Origin of the sequence: Amycolatopsis sp. GA6-003, from assembly GCF_046267895.1 — a bacterium.
Classification (GTDB): domain Bacteria; phylum Actinomycetota; class Actinomycetes; order Mycobacteriales; family Pseudonocardiaceae; genus Amycolatopsis.
Genome location: NZ_CP176499.1, coordinates 4003967 through 4021800 on the forward strand (window position 1 = coordinate 4003967; position 17834 = coordinate 4021800).

The window sequence follows — 17834 nt, forward strand, 5'->3', positions numbered from 1 at the left end:
GAGCACCTCCTAAACGGTCGGCACGCCGACGTCGGTCACCGGATTGGTCACGCGGTCGGCGAATCGTTCTTTCTGCTGGAGATAAGTCAGGTACAGCGTTCCGCCCTTGGCTCGAGCCCCCGGATCGCCGGGATGCGGGTAGCCGAGATCGTCCACAGTGAGCACTCGGACGGTGACGCTGACCTTGGCCCGGATCGGATTGAGGGCGGCGTCGAACGCTTCCTCGGTGACGCTGAAGTCGGTGATCCGCACCGGAAGCACGCGTTTGGGCCCGAGCACCAGCACCGTCAGCGGGGCCTCCACCGGCACGATTTCCAACTGGCCCTGTCCGGCCAGCTGGTCTTCATTCAGCAATTGCGCGTACGTCGGCGACAGGCTTTTCTCCAGTGCACAAAGCACCGGGAACAAGCCGTCGGGAAACTTGTCCGGAGCGGCGGTGGCGTCGAACTCGGCCTCGAACTTGTAGGACTCGTGCGAAGGACCCTTGAGCCGCAACGCTTCCAGCCGGTCGCCCGGTTCCCCGCCGACGCCCTGCACCTGCAGCGTGCGTGTGAGCGTGTCCGGGTTGTACTGGAACGGAATCGTCTTAGACGCCCGCCCGCTGTCCGGATCCACCAGCACGAACCCGCCCCGGACGGGATTCAGGCTCTGCGGAAAGGTGGTCATCGTCGTAGTCCTCCCCAGCGAACGGCGGAACCCGTTGGCCCAAAGCGTGCCGCGACCGCGTCACCGAGGCGTCACCGCTCAGCCGGCGACCTCGCGAATTCCGCGGTGAATCGCACTCGCGATCGCTTCCGCGAGGGTTCCCGCCGACGATTCCGGCACCACGACGCGACGCCGCCGCGACGCCCGCCACCCCCGAGGCGGCTCTTCCGCCAGCAACCGGGCCAGTTCTGCCCGCACGGCATCGCGGAGCTGACCGGGCTCCTCAGCCAGCCCGGTCAGCACGACCCGGTCGATCCGGATCGAGATCACCGGCGGAAATCTCGTTCCGGCACGGGAAGTTCGAGCTTCCGGAACTCGGTGCGCGCCGCGGCCAGCACGGTCTCCATCGTGATCGGCGACCCGGCGGCCGCGGCGAGGAAGGCCGCGTTGAGCGCGATGTTGCGGATCATCGCGCCGCTCGTCTGCAGGTGCGCCAGCCGGTCGAAGTCGAGATCTTCGCAGGGAGCCCGCGTGGGGAACGCCTTCTGCCACAGGGTTTTCCGCTCGGCAGGACCGGGAAACACGAACTCGACCACGAAGCGCAGCCGCCGCAGGAACGCGGTATCCAGCGTCGACCGCATGTTGGTCGCCAGGATCGCCAGCCCGCGATGGGCTTCCATGCGCTGCAGCAGATAGTCGACCTCGATGGTGGCGTACCGGTCGTGCGCGTCGCGGACCTCGCCGCGTTTGCCGAACAGCGATTCCGCCTCGTCGAAGAACAGGATCGCGCCCTCGGCCGCGTCGAACAGCTTCCGCAGGTTCTTCTCGGTCTCCCCGATGTACTTGCTGACCACTGTGGACAGATCGATCCGGTAGAGGTCCAGCGCCAGCCGGTTCGCCAATACCTCGGCCGCCATCGTCTTGCCGGTTCCGCTCGGCCCGGTGAACAGCACGCTCAAGCCGAGCCCGCGGTCGCCGAAGCCCCACGTTTCGTGCACCCTCCTGCGCTGCCCGACCTGGTCGGCGATCTCGCCCAGCAACCGGCGGGACTGCTCCGGCAGCACGAGATCGTCCCAGCTCGCGCTCGATTCGAGCCGCTGCGCGCGGCCGTCCATCCGCGGCCGGGTGCGGATCCGGCATTCCTGCCACACCTTCTCCGGATCGGCTCCCGCGACCGCCGCCACCGCCGCGATCCCCGGCAGGTCGAGCGAGAACTGCGCGGCCAGCGAATCGATCACCGCCTGCTCGCACCCGAGCGCCTCCCGCCACGCCAGCGCGCGTTCCGCCGGGGTCGGCGGGCGGACCTCGATCGACCGGAGCCCCGGCCCGCCTTCCCGCACGGCCAGCACCGCCGGTCCGGCGATCCGGTCGAGAAACCGGCTGGCTGCCTCCGTCTCGTCGGCTTCGAGATACAACGCCAGCGGCAGCAAAGCGGACTCCCGCTGCCACAGCCGAGCCAGGAGATCCAGCTCGACCGGCTGCGCGGGCAACGCGGCCGCCTCGAGCCGATACGCCGCCAGCCCGGAGATCTCCGCGGCATGCGCGGTGACCTGTCGTTTGGCCGCCTCGACGGCGCCGGTGAGCTGAACCGGGCCCGCGAGCGCCCACTGGCTCGCCACTTCCTCGGCGACCCGCTGCTGCGAAGCCGACAACTCACCCGGCACCAGCGGCCTGACCAGCGGAGTCAGCCGGTCGTCCAGACTGTTGAGCCCCTTGAGGTAGTCGACCGCGCGCTCGGCGGCCCGCAGCGGCGCGGACACCACGCCCTGCCCGGAAACCCCCTCGACGAGCTGCCAGTACCGCAAACCTCCTTGCGGCGACACGGCTTCCCACGCCGGATCGGGCAGCACGCGCAGAGCCAGCCCGAACGTCGGATACGCCATGTGCGCGTTGCCGTGCGCTTCGGCACAAAGCCCCGCGATCGACGGATCCAGCTCGACCGCCGCGCACAACAGCAGGGTGTCCCGTTCGAACCGGGACAACCCGAGCCGCGCCGCCAGCACCGCCAGCGCGGGCGGCGGACCGCTTGCCTCGGCTTCCTCGACGGCGTCGGTCGGGCTCGCTTCGCCGGGGTGCCGCAGCACCTCCCGCAGCCACTCCAGCGACGCGGCGAGGAAACGCCCGTTGGCTGCTTCCCAGGTCATGTGATGGTCACCGTCTGGGTGGCGTCGAACGCAGGCTTCGGACCCGTCCGGTCGACCAGCAGGCTGTCCACGCCCCCGATCCGGAGCCGCGCGAGGTGGGTGCCCACCGGCGCGTCCGGAACGTCGAAGGTCAGGTCCGCGCCGGTCACCGGATCCTCCGGCTGAGCCGCGACCGCGCGCCGCTCCAGCACCGACCGCGACCCGAGCACCAGCAGCACCGGCTGCCCGGTCCGCACCGGAGGCCGGCAGGCGATCCGGACTACCGCGCCGGTTCCGTGCCGGCGCACGGTCATCGGCATCCGGCTGGTGATCTCCGGCGCGACGGCCAGCGAAACCTCGTTCGTGACCGTCGTTCCGGAGGCGAGCGCGACCGACCAGAGGCCCGCCGGGAACGCGCGCGGCGGCACCGTCAGCTCGAACCGGACCTCGGCCGCGTTGCCCGGCACCACCGGAATCGACACCGGATCGGCCAGCAGCGGATGCGACAGCCGGACCTCGGTCGCCTGATCGAGATGCGCGCCCCGCAGCACGACGCGCCCGCCGAGCTTGACCGACGCCTGCTCGTGCTCGCGCCCGTCGGCGCCGACCGCGACCGGCACCGCCGCGGTGAGCTGCGGGAACGGCGATTCGACGCTGGCGGCAGCTTCCGGACCCCGGTCTTGCGCTCCCCGGCGCAGCACCGGAACCGGCGCCCGCGGCGGGCGGCGGCTGTCGATGAGCACCGGCCCGGCCTCGAACGCGACGGTGAGCCGGTAGCTGGTCTGAAACGCCGACCAGAGCGAGTAGATGTCCTTCTCCGCGAAGGACTGCCAGGTGAGCCGGATCAGCTCGGACTGTTCCGAGACGTCGCTGGGCGACTGCACCTGCCGGAGTCGCGCACGGCTGAGGTGCGGGTGCTCGTGCAGCGTCCGCAGCGCGCCGCCGAGCATCCGGTGCGCGATGGTGTCCGCGCCGCCCGGCACATACGCGGTCAGCAGGTAATGCAGGACGAGCGGCAGCTGCGGATCGCCGTGGTCGCCGGGCCGCAACCCGACGGGATCCTCGTTGCGCAGCGCCTCGTCGATGCCGATTTGGTAGAGGAACAGGTTCAGCTGCGGATCGCCGCTCGGCCCCGGCGTCTCGTGCGGCGGCCGCGCTTCGACCTTCGCGCCGCTTTCGACCTCGCGGGCGCCTTCGAGGACCAGCTGAACCAGCGCCTCGGTCACCGCCTCGATGGCGTTGGCGTCGCTCATCCCCGCCCCCGGAGGTAGTCGTCCAGGCTCAGCAACGGTTTCCGCTCCTTCTGCGGCTTCGGCGCCGACGTCGGCGCGGGACGGGCGGTGACCTCGACCCGGCCGATGCTGATGTGCACCTCAGGCTCCGCCGGTGCGTTGTGCCGCCGGATCAGCATCGGCTGCGGCGGCGGTGGCCGATCCGGCCGTTGCCGTGCGACTGGATGCGCGCGAACCGTTTCGACCACGCGTTCCAGCTCAACCGGCGGCGATCCCGGCGGCAATTCCGGGGAGGCTTGCGCCTCCGCTGCGCGGACGGGCTGCGGCACCGTCTCCCGCTCCAGCTGTTCGGTCCGCACTTCGCGCTCCAGCAACGACTCGGCGACCCGCTCCGAGCTGAACCCGGCGGACTCGCGGTCGGTATGCGTCCGAGACTCGACAACACGTTCGTGAGTCGTCATACCGGGTTCGCCCGGCACCGGCATCGGGTCTTCGCGGATGTGTTCCACCGATTCCGTTCGCAGCCCCGGAGTTTCCCGGATGCGTTCGACCCGCTCCCGGAGCGACATTTCGCGGACGTGCTCGGTTTCCTTGGCCGCCAATGGCTTCGGCACCGTTGCGGTGAACGTCCCCATCGGCAGCTCAGGTTCCGCACCCACCGGACTCGCGGGTTCGAACAACGTCGGCACCAGCGGCCGAATCGGCGGCGCGTCGATCCGGCCCAGCAACCGGTCCACGAAATCGTTCATGCCACAGTCCCCGCGAGTTCCAGATAACGCCGGCGCCGTCCCGGGCTCACCGCCAGCACTTCGGCCTCCGACCAGCCATACGCGAGCGCCAGCGCGTGCACGTCGTACAACAGCCGCCGCGCGCGAGCTTCCAGCTCCGTCCACAGATAACCCGCGATGTCGAACGGCGAAGCCCAGCGATGACCGCACACCGCACAGTCCAGCTCGATCCGGACGTCGGCCTGCGGATCAGCCGCGGCGAGCGCCTCCGGCAACGCGGCGAGCACCGCCTCCGGCAGTTCGCCAGCCACACACCGTTCGAGCAACGCTCGTCTGCTGGTGGCCTCCAGCACATCCCGGCTCGTCACCGCACGGAACTCGACCTCGTACCCGGCAACCGCCAGCACCGTCGCAGAGTCCACTTGCGACGGACGCAGATCCCGGCTCGACAGTTCCAGCTCGAGTTCCGCACCGCACGAAGGGCAATCCACCAGGCACGGAAAGGCGGTCCCGAAACACCGCTCCCGCAGGGCCAGCAGGAACTCGTCCCGCCGGCCCACCGCGAGATCGCCGACCCCGGCCGGTTCCGCGCCCGCGGCGACAGCCAGCGCGAGCGCCCGCCGCACCCCGCTCAGCCCGTGCGCCGCCTCCCAGACGTCCAGGAGGCTCGCTTCGGTGAACGCGGCCATCACGCCGGGTCTTCGAAGGACACGTCCTGCGGTTCGGTGACCTCCTCGGCGACCCACCCCTCGTTCTCGACCTTGATGTGCTGCACGGCGACCGCGTTGGCGTTGGCGTCCAAATCGGACACGGGCTGCCATTCCGACACCCAGCAGTTGAAAACCTGATAGGACAGCACTTTCTGGCCGCCCTCGTCGAACACGTCGACGATGAGGTCGCGGCGGAAGTCCTTGAGCGAGGTCTCCAGTCCCTGGCCGGAATTGGCGAAACTCCACACGCGGTTCGCCCACTGCGCGAACGCCTTGTCCGCGGTCACGCCGCGTTCGAGGGTGATCGCGTCGTATTCGGTGCGGCCGGGGAGTTTCGCGCTCGTCGCCGGATCGCCGCCGGACCGGTGCTTGATCACCTCAGTGCTCCGCTTGAATCCGGTGATCTTGCTGACCCCGAGCAGATAGTCGCCGCCACTGAACTTGACCCGGAAGCGGAAATTCTTGTACGGATCGCGCCGTTTCGTCTTGCTGTCGGACATGACGTCTGCCTCCTGCTACACCTGGATCTGGCCGGCGAGCTGCTGGATGTGGATGAGCACGAACTCGGCGGGCTTCAGCGGGGCGAACCCGACCAGGATGTTGACGATGCCGCGGTCGATGTCGTTCTGCGGATTGTTCGTCGCGTCGCATTTCACGAGATAGGCGTCCTTCGGCGTGCGCCCCTGGAAAGCGCCCTGCCGGAACAGCGTGTTCATGAACGCGCCGACGTTGAGCCGGATCGACGACCACAACGGTTCGTCGTTCGGTTCGAACACCACCCATTGCGTGCCGCGGAACAGACTCTCCTCGATGAAGAGCGCCAACCTCCGCACCGGCAGGTACTTCCACTGATTCGCGAGCACGTCCGCGCCGCGCTGCGTGCGCGCGCCCCAGATCACGTTCCCGACCGAAGGCAGGCCGCGCAGGCAGTTCACGCCGAGCGGATTGAGCATGCCGTTCTGCAGGTCGGTGAGCCGGACGGTGAGACCGCTGATCCCGTTCAGCGTCGCCTCGGTGCCCGCCGGCGCTTTCCAGACCCCTCGCTGGACGTCCGTGCGGGCCCAGGTTCCGGCGATCATCCCGCACGGCGGGAACGGGCGAACGAAATTCTCCTGTTGCGGATCGGGCAGTTTGACCTGCGGGAAATAGAGTGCCGCGTTGCGCGCGAAATCGTTGTTCAGGACGAAATTGTCCTTCTTCACATCGTCGGCGACCGCCCGCGCGGTCTGCCACTTCGGATCCGGATCCGCGATCAGCATCGCCCGGCGGTCCACGCAGAGTTTGAGCGCCTCCTGCAGCACGTTGTCCGGATTGCCGATCTGCCCCGGGACGCCCGGAAGGCAGAGCATGTTGAAGATGTCGGTCTTGAGCAAGGCGTAGAGGCCGGACTGCTTTACCGGGTCGCCCAGATAATCCGCGCGCCTCAGCTTCGGGCCGTCGTCGCCCTGATCCGCCGCGGTGTACCAGACGCCTTTCTTATCCTTGTTCAGGAACGGGTCCGCGCCGTCCTCCAGATCCGTGGAACTGTGCTCGGACGGCCGCTTCTCGGGAGCGTCAGCCGAGCCGATCAACGTCGAGGACGCGAGGACGTTCTTCAACGCGCGCGGGGAATTCTGGTCGATGCTGACGTTGAGATACTGCTCGGTGACGTTGGTGGTCGCGTCGCGGATCGTCAGGTTGTACAGCTTGTGGTCTTTGTCCTCGGCGGTGTTGTAGTCGACGCGCGCCAGCAGTTTTCCGTTGGCCCATTTCCCCGGGCCGGACGCGTGCAGGGTCGGCCCGCCCGGCAAAGCGATCGTCGCGGCGACGGCCTTATCCGGCTTTTTGGGCTCCTCGGCCTCCGGCTCGGCGTCCGGTTGAGCGTCCGGCTGGGCGTCCGGCGTCTTCGGCGGCGCGGTGCCGGTCACCCGCACGATTTCGGCCTCGCTGCCGCCGTTCTGGTAGAACTGCCAGACCGCGTAGCTGAGGTCGCTCGCCGGATCGAGGCCGCCGAATTGCTGTTCGTAGTCCTCCCAGCTCGTGATGTGGACCGCCACGTCCGGCACGCCGCGCGAGGCGGTGCCGACGAAAGCCGCGACCGAGGTGGGCACCCCGGTGATGGTCCGAACCGCGCTGGGCAGCTCGTCGATGTAGACACCCGGGAAAGTGGGCGTGATGGGCATGGCCGTCTCCCTCCGCGGCTTGCTCGGCCGTGGTCGTGAGCGTGCTCTGGTTCCGTCACCGCGGCGTCACGTCGCCGTCCGGCGCGCCGATCCGGCTCAGCCAGCGGTCCACGGACGCGAGAACTTGTTCGCGGCTCGTGAAAACCTCCGACGCGGTCGCGTCGGCGCGCACGTCCGCGGTAGTCGTGACGCGGACCCGCAGCTGTCCGTCGGACGTGCACCACGCCCGAAGGACGTGCAGCGCGATTCGCTCCGGGTCCGCACCTGCCATGTGGTGCAGTACAACGGTTCCCCGTCACCGCACCGTCACTTCGCTCAGGCGAGCAGAGCCCGTACGCTGGGGCTGGGCCGCACGCCGAGTTCGGTGTGCAGCAGCTCCGCCAAGGCCCGGTAAGCCCGCACCGCTTCGCCGCGATTCCCTTCGAGAAGGTGCACCCGGATCAGGCACCGATGCGCGCTCTCCCGCAACGGTTCGGCGTCGACCGCGGTGAGCGCGGCGTCGATCGCCTCGGAAAACCGGCCCGCTTCGCCGAGCCGTCCGGCCAGGCATTCCAGTGCGTGCAACCGAAGTTGCCGCCACCGCTCGCGGAAAACGAACAGCCAGTCGTCGTACCAGTCCGGCAGCAGATCGGTCGACAGCAAGCCGATCACCGGCACGCTGTCGCCGGGAAGCTCCGCGGCCGCGGACGCGAGCGACCGCGCCAGATTCGACGCGGCCTGCACGTCGACGGCCGCGGTATCGGCGAGCGCCAGCCGTTCCCCGGTCGCCTGCACCAAATCCCGATGCACCCGGCCGATCCGCCACAACGTGGTGCGGAGGCTCGCCGCACCGTGTTCCTCCGACGAATCCGCCCACAACGCGTGCGCGACCTCAGCTCGCAGCACGGGCCGGTCGCGCAGCGCCAGATAAGTCACCAACCGTTGCGCCGCGCGGGAAAGCGGCCGCGCGCCGGCCGCGCCGTCCACCGCGAAGGACGGCAAGGTCTGCACCACGAGCACTGCCGCCGTTCCAGTTCCCTCTCCCGATTCGTACGTCTTGATCCGCGAACCGACCATCCGAACCGACACCCCCTCGATCCTCGTCTTCCGATGATCGTGACCGGCCCGTCGCCGCGCCATCCGTGCTACCACGTAACTTCGCTCACGGCCGCTCCCGCACCGGCGCGAACGAACCTCCCGGACCGGCCCCGGCCAGCAGCCGCTGATCCCGCAGGAAAGCAAGGAACTGGAGATACGTGCGCTCGGTGAACACGCTCGCCGGCCAGATTTCGTCACCCGGCCGCAACGCGCCGCCAGCCATTCGGCGGTACCGCGCGTTGATGGCCTCCGAGACCCGGATGAATATTCCGACATCCCCGATCGACGCGATCCGCCGCGACACCGGCACCCCCTGAGCTTCCCCGGCGAGGAACCGGTCGAGGGTCGTGCTGGTGATGACCCGGGACAGATAGCCGCCGAATTCGCGCCACGCCTGCTGCTCCGCCGGCGTGTACCCGGTGAGGTTCCAGTTGGCCGGGTCGAGAATGCCGAGCACGCTGCCGAACATCTGCGCCACCACGCTGCTGACGCCCTGTCCGATCGCGCCCGCCGTCTGCACTCCCGACGCCAGCCCGGCCGCGACCCGTTGCGTCCACGCCGCGATCGCCGGGGCCACCGTGTCCGTCACGCTCACGCCGTAACTCCCCGACGCTCGCGCACCCGCCTCGGCGCCGAGGCTGAACGCGGCCGCCACCCAGCCTTCCTCCCCCGAGAAAAGCCCAGTACTGACTGAAAATCCGACCCCGGCGAGCAGTTTCGCCGCGACGTTCACGCTCCCGCCCGCGTACGCCCCGGACACATTTCCCGCCCGGCCGGCCGGACCGAGACGGAGCGCCAGGACGATCGCTTCACTGCCGCCCGCGGTCACGCCGACCCCGAGTTCGGCGTAGCCGATGACGTCGGTGGTCACCTCGCCGGACTCGAGGTTCACGAACACCATCGTGTCCTGCCCGGCCCCCGCCCCCACTACCGCACCGGCATTGCCGGAGGCCCGCATCCCGACCGCCGCGCCGGTGATCGCCCACCCCAGCAACCTCAGCGGCGCGGACAGTAGAGAGACCGCGGTGCGCGCGGCTCCGAAAATCCGGTTGCCGCGGAGGTTCGTGACCACCACCCGGGCGTCGGGCTCGGCCTGCCGGGCGAGACCGGGCGCGCTGGCTCCGGAGACCGTTACCGGCCCGCCGCCGACGACCGCGTCCGCCGCTCCGTCCGCCGCCCGTTCGAGCGCGTGCCCCGCGGCGGGTCCGCCGCCCCGGCGCTGCTGGACGACGTGCGCCAGCTCGTGCGCGAGAGACCGCCTGCCCGAGGTCGTCTCCGGACGGTATTCCCCAGTACCGAAGACGATGCGCTCGCCCACCGTGTAAGCCTTCGCGCCCAGCCAGGCCGCCGACTCGGCCGCGCTCCGGTCCGAATACACCCGCACCTGGCTGAAGTCCTGGCCGAAGCGGCGCTCCATGAAGTGTCGAATGTCCGGTTCGAGAGGATTTCCGCCCGGCCTCGCCACGGGTTCGGGTGCGGCCGGTCCCGGCGCGGGCACCCGGACGTGCTGCTCCATCGAGGACCCTCCCGATCACTGGACCACTGGGGCAGTGTCAGCGGAATCCGTCACCGCGACGTCACCGTCTCGGCTTCTCTCCTCGGCAGCGGCGCATTTCGGCATATTCCTTTTTTGGCGTTACCGCGCGCGGTCTTGCACCCAGTGCGCCAGCCGCACCCGGGAGGTGAACCCGAGCTTGCGATAGACGTTGCGCAAATGCGTCTCCACCGTCCGCTCGCTGAGGAACAGCGCCGACGCGATGTCCGCGTTCGACAGCCCCTTGCCGACGAGCACGGCGATCTCCGATTCCCGCCGGGTGAGCGGCCCGGACCGCTGCACCGAATGCCCTCGCTTGACGATGCGCTCCGGCCAGGGCGTGCTCCCCGCCGCGGTGAACGCCGCCGTCGCCGCGGACGTCACCACCTCCGCCTCCGGCGGGTCCAGCAGCTCGGCCAGTTCCACTTCCGCTTGCGCGGCAAGCAGGTTCATCCCGAAGCCGCGCAGCACGGTCGCCGAACCACGCAGCCGGTCGACCGCCTCCGGCGCGTTCCCCCGGGCCGCGTCGGCGAATCCCTGCTGCCGGTCGGCGAGCGCGTGCAGCACCGGCGCGTTGGTGCCCGCCGCGCGGAGCAGGCCGACCACCCGGTCCGCTTCGGCCAGATCTCCCCGCTGCACCGCGGCGTATCCGGCGAAGGAAACCCGAAGGCAGTTCAGTTGCGTGTCGCCGAACGGCAGCGTGTCGGTCAGTGCCGGGGCCTGCGCCGCTACCCCGCGCCGCACCGCCAAGGCCGTCGCCGCCAGATCGAACGCGTCCAGCATGTCGATCTGCGAAGGGTCGTAATGCCGGCGCGCGTCGGCCAGGTCCGCCGCCGCCTCGTCGAGGTGCCCGCGTTCGGCGCGGACGAAAGCCCGCCCGGCGAGCGTTCGCCCCATCAGCCGGTCCTGCCCGACCCGGCGCGCCTCGGCGACCGCGCTGTCCATTTCAGACAGTGCGGTGCGCAGATCGCCGGCGAAGTAGCGCGTGGTGGCGAGCATGGTCTGCAGGTAGCACGTGGCAGACGGAAGCCACTGCCGGACCGCCGGGGTGGTGCTGATGTCCGCGACCCGGATCGCCGTGACGAGGTCCCCGCGCAGGGTCGACAAACCGTTGAGCATCATCCGCGGCGCGAACGCGAGCCGCGGCCCTTCGTCGCCGCAGCGCAATGCCAGCTCCAGCGCACTGCGCAATTCCACGACCGCCGTTTCGACGTCGCCCGCCAACGCCGCCAGCGCACCGGCCCCGAGATGCGCGACCGAATGCGCCGCCGGAGTGTCGCTTGTGGACGGAAGCGCGACGAGTTCCTGCGAAATCACCGCCAGTTCCGGGAAATCGCCGTGCCGCAGCGCGATGATCCAGTGGACCAGCAACCGCGTCGGCGGATCCGTGTCCGGACGCCGGCCGCTGGCCCGGGCCAGCCCGACCGCCGCGGGCAGGTTCCCGCGCTCGACCTCGAGCAACGCCTGAAGATGCCGCCACGCCCGCCGCCGCTCGGTGTCCTGCCCGCGCCGTTCGCTGAGCGCGACCGCGTCCTGCAACAGTTCGGCGGCCTCGTCCAGCCGGCCACGGCCCTGTTGCAATCTCGCTAAATCGACAAGCAACGCCGGCACCGCGTCCGGACGCGCATCCCGCGCCCGTCGGAGCGCGGCGGCGAGATACTCGGCGGCTTCGTCCAAATCCCCGACGGTCAGCGCCCGGGCGCCCGCCGCGCTGAACGCCTCGATCGCCCGGTCCACCGGCACGCTGTCGCCGCCAGCCGCGTAGTGCGGGGCGGCCGCGACGGTGCGGTCGGCGCGGTGCAGCGCCGCCCCGATCGCCGCGTGCAGCGCCCTGCGCTCGGCGAGCAGAAGTTCGTGATAAACCGCCTCGGCGTAAAGAGGATGCGCCACTTGGTAAAGCGGCTCGACCGCCGACTGCTGCTCGACGACCAGCCGCCGCCCCACCAGCCGCCGCAACGTCGCGTGCAGTTCGGGCAGGCTCATTCCCGACACGTCGGCCAGCACCTCCGGACGACCGTGCGTCCCGGCGACCGCGACCACCTCCAGCAGCCGCCGGTCCACCTCGCCGAGCCGGCCGATCTGCTCCCGCACCACGTCCCGGATCACCTCGGGCAACGGCCCGCACATCCGGCTGGCGGCGAGATGCCGGGTGAGCGCGACGACGAACAACGCGACCCCCGACGCCCGCGACGTGACCGCACGCAGCAACGCGAGCGGCGGCGGCGTGCCGAGGACGTGCTGCACCAGATCGCGCACCGCCTGGTCGGTGAGCGGGGCGAGTTCGAGCAGCTGCCCCGCCGGATGCCGCCGGGTCGCCTCCGCCATCGCGTCAAGCGCCTCGTTGTCCACGCCGGAACGGAAACAGCCGATCACGAGCAGCGGCAGTTCCTCCGCGTTGCGCCCGAGGTAGTGCAGCAGTTCGATGGTCCCCCGATCAGCGCAATGCAGGTCGTCGACCACGAGCAGCACCGGACCGCGGGCAGTGAGCTGCCGGGTCGCCGCGAGCACCGCTTCGCACATCCGGGTGCGCTGCAGTCCCGGATCCCCGGCTTCAGGCGAAACCGGACGCAGATCGGGGAACAATGCGCCGAGATTACCGGGCTCCGGAGATAATCCGGCGGATTCACTCAGATGGCCGCGGAAAGCCTGGACGATGGGCGCGTACGAAAGGCCCGACAACAACGGGTCCGCCCGCCCCTCGACAATGGCGAATCCCTTGCCCCGAGCCGCCCCGATCGCCTCGGCGGCCAGCCGGGACTTGCCGATCCCCGGCTGCCCGCGCACCAGCACTACACCCCCGCGCCCACCCCCCGCGGCGTCAATCGCCCCTGCCAGCACAGCGAATTCGGCGTCCCGGCCGATCAGCGGAACGCCCGGTTCGGATCCTCGATACGAGCCGACCCCGCCTCTTCGCGGCAGGTCCGCACTCCCGGCCGGTGCTGCGTCCATTCGCCAGCCTCCCCGAACAAGTGCCCACGAAACCATACCTCCCGGGGACGGAGGCACCAGCGAATTTCTCGCAGAGGGAAATGGCGACCAGAATCTGGCCGCTGACCTGCGGAGGACGCATCCCGCACCACTCGGGCCAGGCGTCGCCCGCACAGCTGAGGACAATTCTCCGGAGGCGAGCAAAGGGGGTGAATGGGGCCGCGGAGCAGTTCGGGCCATGGCAAAACCACGCCCGTTCGGGGTGCCGGTTCGACTGCACCGGACTCGGCGAGGGCGTACGAGGCGAGTGCTGGCCGCCCTCCAGCGCGGCGGATCCGCTCAGCTGGGGCTGAACCGGGAAACGGCGCGCACTCCCCCGCGCTGCCTGTACCGCCGCCGACCCACCAGCCACGCCGACACAACGCACCGGCTAACCCGCCACCAACCACCCGGCCCACACCAACCAGCCACCGCACCGAGACAGCCGCGCACTCACGAGCGCTCGCCCGCGCTGCCTGCCCCGCCACCGACCCACCAGCGCACGCCAACTAGCCACGCCGAAACAACGCGCACCGGCTAGCCAACCACCCGGCGCACCCCAACCGCCGCCGCGCCGAGACAAACGCGCACTCGCGAGCACTCGCCCGCGCTGCCTGCCCCACCAACGCCCGCCGACCCGCCACGCCGCAACAACGCGCACCGGCTAGCCCGCCACCAACCACCCGGCCCACACCCACCAGCCACCGCACCGAGACAAACGCGCACTCACGAGCGCTCGCCCGCACTGCCCGCCCCGCCACAGCCCTACCAGCGCCCGCCAACCCAGCCCCACGCTGGCTAACTCCCTCGCACCGCCGCCCACCGCAGACCAACCGGCAGACGCCGCGCCGAGACGCCAACGCACCCTTCCCGCACCGCCAGCCCGCCCGCCGCAGAACCGCCAAGCCCGCATCCCGGCACCGCCGCCGCGAGACAGCCTCAAGCGCGCCCGTCAACGGCCCAACCCGCCGAGCGCTCCCCCTCGCCACGACCCGGCAGCCCAGCCGAGCAACCCCGGCTAGGGGGCGTCCGCCCCGGACGCCCCCGCCAGGTCACTCCACCAGCAGATCCTCGATCATGATCGGAATGCTCCGCACCCGGATCCCGGTCGCGTTGCACACCGCGTTCGCCACCGCGGCCGCCATGCCCACCGCGCCGATCTCGCCGACTCCGCGGGCTCCGACCGCGTTGTGCAGCGTGTCCGGGTACTCCACGAACTGGACGTCGATCTCCGGGATGTCGGCGTTGACCGGCAGCAGGTAGCTCGCGAAGTCCGCGTTCGCGGGGCGTCCGTTCGGCTCCACCTCCAGCCCCTCGTGCAGAGCCGCGGACACGCCCCAGATCATGCCGCCGGACAGCTGGCTCCGGGCCTGCGTCGGGTTGATGATCCGGCCGCCGTCGAAGACGCCCAGCATCCTCGACACCCGGACCTCGCGGGTCAGCCGGTGCACCCGGACCTCGCAGAACTGCGCGCCGAACGAGCTGAACGAGTGCTTCGTCATCTCCTCGCCGGGCGCGGAGGAACCCTTGGCGGACAAGGATTCCCGGCCGAGCGCACGCAGCAGTTCGCCGAACGGCATGGTGCCGCGGTTGCCGTGCAGCAGCCCTTCCGCGTACGTGACGACCTCGCCCTCGAACGGCGCGCCCGGTTCGGCGGCGAGCGCCACCAGTTCGTCGAGCAGTTCGGTGGCCGCGAGCATGATCGCGGTGCCGGTGCTCGCCGTCGCCGTCGAGCCGCCGGACATGCCGCCCGGCGCGAACCGGGAGTCGCCCAGGTGCGGGGTGACGCGGTCCGGGTCGATGTCGAGGGATTCGGCCCCGATCGTGGCCAGCACGGTGAGCAGCCCGGTGCCCGGGTCGGCCCCGCCGGTGGACACGTCCGCGGTCCCGTCCGCGTTGAGCTTGATCTCGACCGTCGCCGGGAAGCGCAGCCCGGGGAACATCGCGGTCGCGGTGCCCATGCCGACGAGCCAGTCCCCGTCGACGTGCCCGCGCGGCGACCGGTTCGCCCAGCCGAACCGCTGCGCCCCGATCTCGTAGCACTCGTCGAGATGCTTGCTCGACCACTGCAGATCGACGCCGGGAGGAGCGAGCGAACTGTTGCGCTTGCGCAGTTCGATCGGGTCCATCTCGAGCGCGATCGCGAGTTCGTCGATGGCGCTTTCGAGCGCGAACGACCCCGACGCCTCCCCGGGCGCGCGCATGAACGTGCCCGGCGGAATGTGCAGCGGCACCATTTTCTGGCTGATCGACAGGTTCTGCGTCGCGTACCACTCGCGCGAGGTGCCGTGCGACGTCGGCTCCACAAAGGACCGGCTCATCGACGTGGCCGACCAGGAATCGTGCTGCACGGCGATCAGCGTGCCGTCGCGGTCCGCGCCCAAGGCGATCTTCTGCACCGTGGCCGGCCGGTTCGCCGTCGCGGTGAACACCTGTTCGCGGGTGAGCGCGCACTTCACCGGACGGCCGAGCGCCTTGGCGGCGGCCGCGGCCAGCATCGCCGGAGCCGAGGTGCCCGCCTTGCCGCCGAACGCCCCGCCCACATACGGGTTCACCGCGTGCACGGCCGACGGCTCGATGCCCAGCACCCCGGCCATTTCCATCGCCTGCAGGTAACTGGCCTGGTTTCCGCTGTAGAGCGTGAGTTCGCCGCCGTCCCACTTCGCGACCGCCGAATGCGGTTCCATCGCCGCGTGGTTCTGCGTCGCGGTGCGATAGGTCTCCGAAACGACCACGGGACTCTGCGCCAACGCGTCCGCAATGGACTCGACGCCGTCGGCGAGCACCTCGATCGACGGCTCGCTGCCCCGGCTCTCCGGGGCGTCCTCCGCGGTCGCGAGCCCGTCCTCCATCGACGTCAGCGCGGGCTTTTCCAGATAGGACACCTCGATCAGCCCGGCCGCGTCCCGCGCCTGTTCGAAGGTCTCCGCGACGACCAGGCCGATCGGCTGCCCGTAGAACACCACGTCCCGGTCGTGCAGCGGCAACCACACGTCGCCCATCAGCTGCGATTTGAACGGGTGCAGCTCGAGCGGGTCGAACGGGCTGTAGACCTGCACCACCCCGGGCGCGCTCTTCGCCGCGGTCACGTCCATCGCGGTGATCTCGCCGTGCGCGATCGTGCTGAGCACGAGGTACCCGTACAGCATGCCGGGGAACGTGCGGTCCAGCGCGTAATCGGCCTGGCCGGTCACCTTCCGCGGAGCGTCCAGCCGCGCGTTCATGCCCGGCTCCCTTCGGTCAGTTCGAGCAGCGCGCGGACGATCGTCCGCTTCAGCAGCGAAGGTTTGAACACGTTGCCCGACAACGGCTTCGCTCCCTCCACGGCCACCGCGGCGGCCGCGGCGAAGGCGTCTTCGGTCAGCTCCGCGCCGCGCAGCGCCTCTTCCACGGCGGGCAGCCGCCACGGCACCGTCCCGACTCCGCCTGCCGCCACGCGGGCGTCGGCGATCTTCCCGTCGCGCACGTCGAGCGCGACCGCCGCCGAGCACAGCGCGAACTCGTACGACTGCCGGTCGCGGATCTTGACGTACGTCGAGTTCTCCGCCCAGTCGAGCCGCGGCACGCGCACCTCGGTGATCAGCTCGCCGGGACGCAGGTCGTGCTCGATTTCCGGGGTGTCGCCGGGCTGCCGGTAGAAGTCGGTCAGCGCGACCGTCCGGGTGCCCTCGGCGCTAGCCAGCACGACCTCCGCGTCGAGCGCGACCAGCGCGACCGCGACGTCGCTGGCATGCGTGGCCACGCACGAATCGCTGGTGCCGAAGATCGCGTGCATCCGGTTGACGCCGGCAATCGCCGAACAGCCGCTGCCCGGCGAACGCCGGTTGCACGGCATCGCGACATCGCGGAAGTACGAGCATCGCGTGCGCTGCATCAGGTTTCCGCCGATGCTCGCCATGTTCCGCAGCTGCTGCGACGCGCTCAGCAGCAGCGCGCGCGAGATCGCCGGGTACACGCCGGGATGCGCGGCGATGTCGCCCATCCGCTCCAGCGCGCCGAACCGCAGGCCTTCGGCGGTGTCGATGCCCCGCAGCGGCAGATCGTTGATGTCCAGCACCTTCTGCGGGGTGAGGACGTCGAGCTTCATCAGGTCGACGAGGGTGGTGCCGCCGGCGAGGTAGGTGCCCGCGCTGCCCAGCGCGTCCTCGAGGGTGGCGGGCGCGGTCAGCTCAAACGGTCGCATCGGCCTGCCTCGCCTGCTCCACGGCGCGCACGATGTTCGGGTACGCCGAACACCGGCACAGATTGCCGGACATGAACTCGCGGACGTCGGACACGTCGTCGCGCACCGCGGCGACCGCCGACATCACCTGGCCGGACGTGCAGAACCCGCACTGCAGCGCGTCCTGGTCCACGAACGCCTGCTGCACCGGGTGCAGCTCGTCCTCAGTGGACAGTCCTTCGACGGTGGTGACGGGACCGCGCACGGCGGCGGCGAGCGTGAGGCAGGACAGCACCGGCTTGCCGTCGACGTGCACGGTGCAGGCTCCGCACTGCCCGCGGTCGCAGCCCTTCTTCGGGCCGGTGATGCCGAGCCGCTCGCGCAGCGCGTCCAGGAGGGTCACTCCCGGCTCGACGCCGAGCTGCTCGGTTCTTCCATTGACTTCAAGGGAAATGTCCACAGTAGGGTTCGCTTTCCCGCAGTCCGTCCGCGGC

Annotated in this window: 15 protein-coding genes; all 15 read right to left on the minus strand. The window is 70.3% G+C overall.

All coding sequences use genetic code 11. The annotated features are described in order from the left end of the window. Positions 1-9 precede the first annotated feature (9 nt). Entirely contained in the window at positions 10-666 is a 657-nt protein-coding gene (locus tag F9C12_RS17570) for a hypothetical protein (RefSeq protein ID WP_409183054.1), read from the minus strand. Between the two features lie 78 nt (positions 667-744). Next, the gene (locus F9C12_RS17575; protein WP_409466616.1) at positions 745-975 is read right to left on the minus strand and encodes a hypothetical protein; all 231 of its coding nucleotides are present in this window, start codon (positions 973-975) and stop codon (positions 745-747) included. Further along, positions 972-2789 (minus strand): ATP-binding protein, encoded by a 1818-nt coding sequence (locus F9C12_RS17580; RefSeq protein WP_409466617.1) that lies wholly within the window; start codon positions 2787-2789, stop codon positions 972-974. Before F9C12_RS17580 ends, F9C12_RS17575 begins: the two co-directional genes overlap by 4 nt. After that, positions 2786-4021 (minus strand): DUF4255 domain-containing protein, encoded by a 1236-nt coding sequence (locus tag F9C12_RS17585; protein WP_409466618.1) that lies wholly within the window; start codon positions 4019-4021, stop codon positions 2786-2788. The genes F9C12_RS17580 and F9C12_RS17585 overlap by 4 nt, the downstream gene beginning before the upstream one ends. Beyond that, a complete protein-coding gene (locus F9C12_RS17590) occupies positions 4018-4749 on the minus strand; it encodes a hypothetical protein (protein WP_409466619.1) in 732 nt (243 codons plus the stop codon). The genes F9C12_RS17585 and F9C12_RS17590 overlap by 4 nt, the downstream gene beginning before the upstream one ends. Then, complete coding sequence (locus F9C12_RS17595) at positions 4746-5417, minus strand: hypothetical protein (RefSeq protein ID WP_409466620.1); 672 nt, start codon at positions 5415-5417, stop codon at positions 4746-4748. The genes F9C12_RS17590 and F9C12_RS17595 overlap by 4 nt, the downstream gene beginning before the upstream one ends. After that, positions 5417-5938 carry a phage tail protein gene (locus F9C12_RS17600; protein WP_409183060.1) on the minus strand — a complete coding sequence of 174 codons (522 nt, stop codon included), beginning with the start codon at positions 5936-5938 and terminating at the stop codon, positions 5417-5419. Before F9C12_RS17600 ends, F9C12_RS17595 begins: the two co-directional genes overlap by 1 nt. Before the next feature lie 15 nt (positions 5939-5953). Next, the gene (locus F9C12_RS17605; RefSeq protein WP_409466621.1) at positions 5954-7600 is read right to left on the minus strand and encodes a phage tail sheath family protein; all 1647 of its coding nucleotides are present in this window, start codon (positions 7598-7600) and stop codon (positions 5954-5956) included. A 55-nt stretch (positions 7601-7655) separates the two neighbouring features. Continuing rightward, positions 7656-7871: a hypothetical protein gene (locus F9C12_RS17610; RefSeq protein WP_409183062.1), complete on the minus strand. Its 216-nt coding sequence runs from the start codon at positions 7869-7871 to the stop codon at positions 7656-7658. A 44-nt stretch (positions 7872-7915) separates the two neighbouring features. Continuing rightward, a complete protein-coding gene (locus tag F9C12_RS17615) occupies positions 7916-8668 on the minus strand; it encodes a BTAD domain-containing putative transcriptional regulator (RefSeq protein ID WP_409466622.1) in 753 nt (250 codons plus the stop codon). A 73-nt stretch (positions 8669-8741) separates the two neighbouring features. After that, positions 8742-10193, minus strand: a complete 1452-nt coding sequence (locus F9C12_RS17620; protein WP_409466623.1) for a DUF4157 domain-containing protein — start codon at positions 10191-10193, stop codon at positions 8742-8744. A 120-nt stretch (positions 10194-10313) separates the two neighbouring features. Next, positions 10314-13160 (minus strand): helix-turn-helix transcriptional regulator, encoded by a 2847-nt coding sequence (locus F9C12_RS17625; RefSeq protein WP_409466624.1) that lies wholly within the window; start codon positions 13158-13160, stop codon positions 10314-10316. Between the two features lie 1070 nt (positions 13161-14230). Next, positions 14231-16402: a xanthine dehydrogenase family protein molybdopterin-binding subunit gene (locus tag F9C12_RS17630; RefSeq protein ID WP_409183066.1), complete on the minus strand. Its 2172-nt coding sequence runs from the start codon at positions 16400-16402 to the stop codon at positions 14231-14233. After that, positions 16399-17361 (minus strand): FAD binding domain-containing protein, encoded by a 963-nt coding sequence (locus F9C12_RS17635; RefSeq protein ID WP_409466625.1) that lies wholly within the window; start codon positions 17359-17361, stop codon positions 16399-16401. Before F9C12_RS17635 ends, F9C12_RS17630 begins: the two co-directional genes overlap by 4 nt. After that, a complete protein-coding gene (locus F9C12_RS17640; protein WP_037712534.1) occupies positions 17348-17800 on the minus strand; it encodes a (2Fe-2S)-binding protein in 453 nt (150 codons plus the stop codon). The genes F9C12_RS17635 and F9C12_RS17640 overlap by 14 nt, the downstream gene beginning before the upstream one ends. Between the last annotated feature and the right edge of the window lie 34 nt (positions 17801-17834).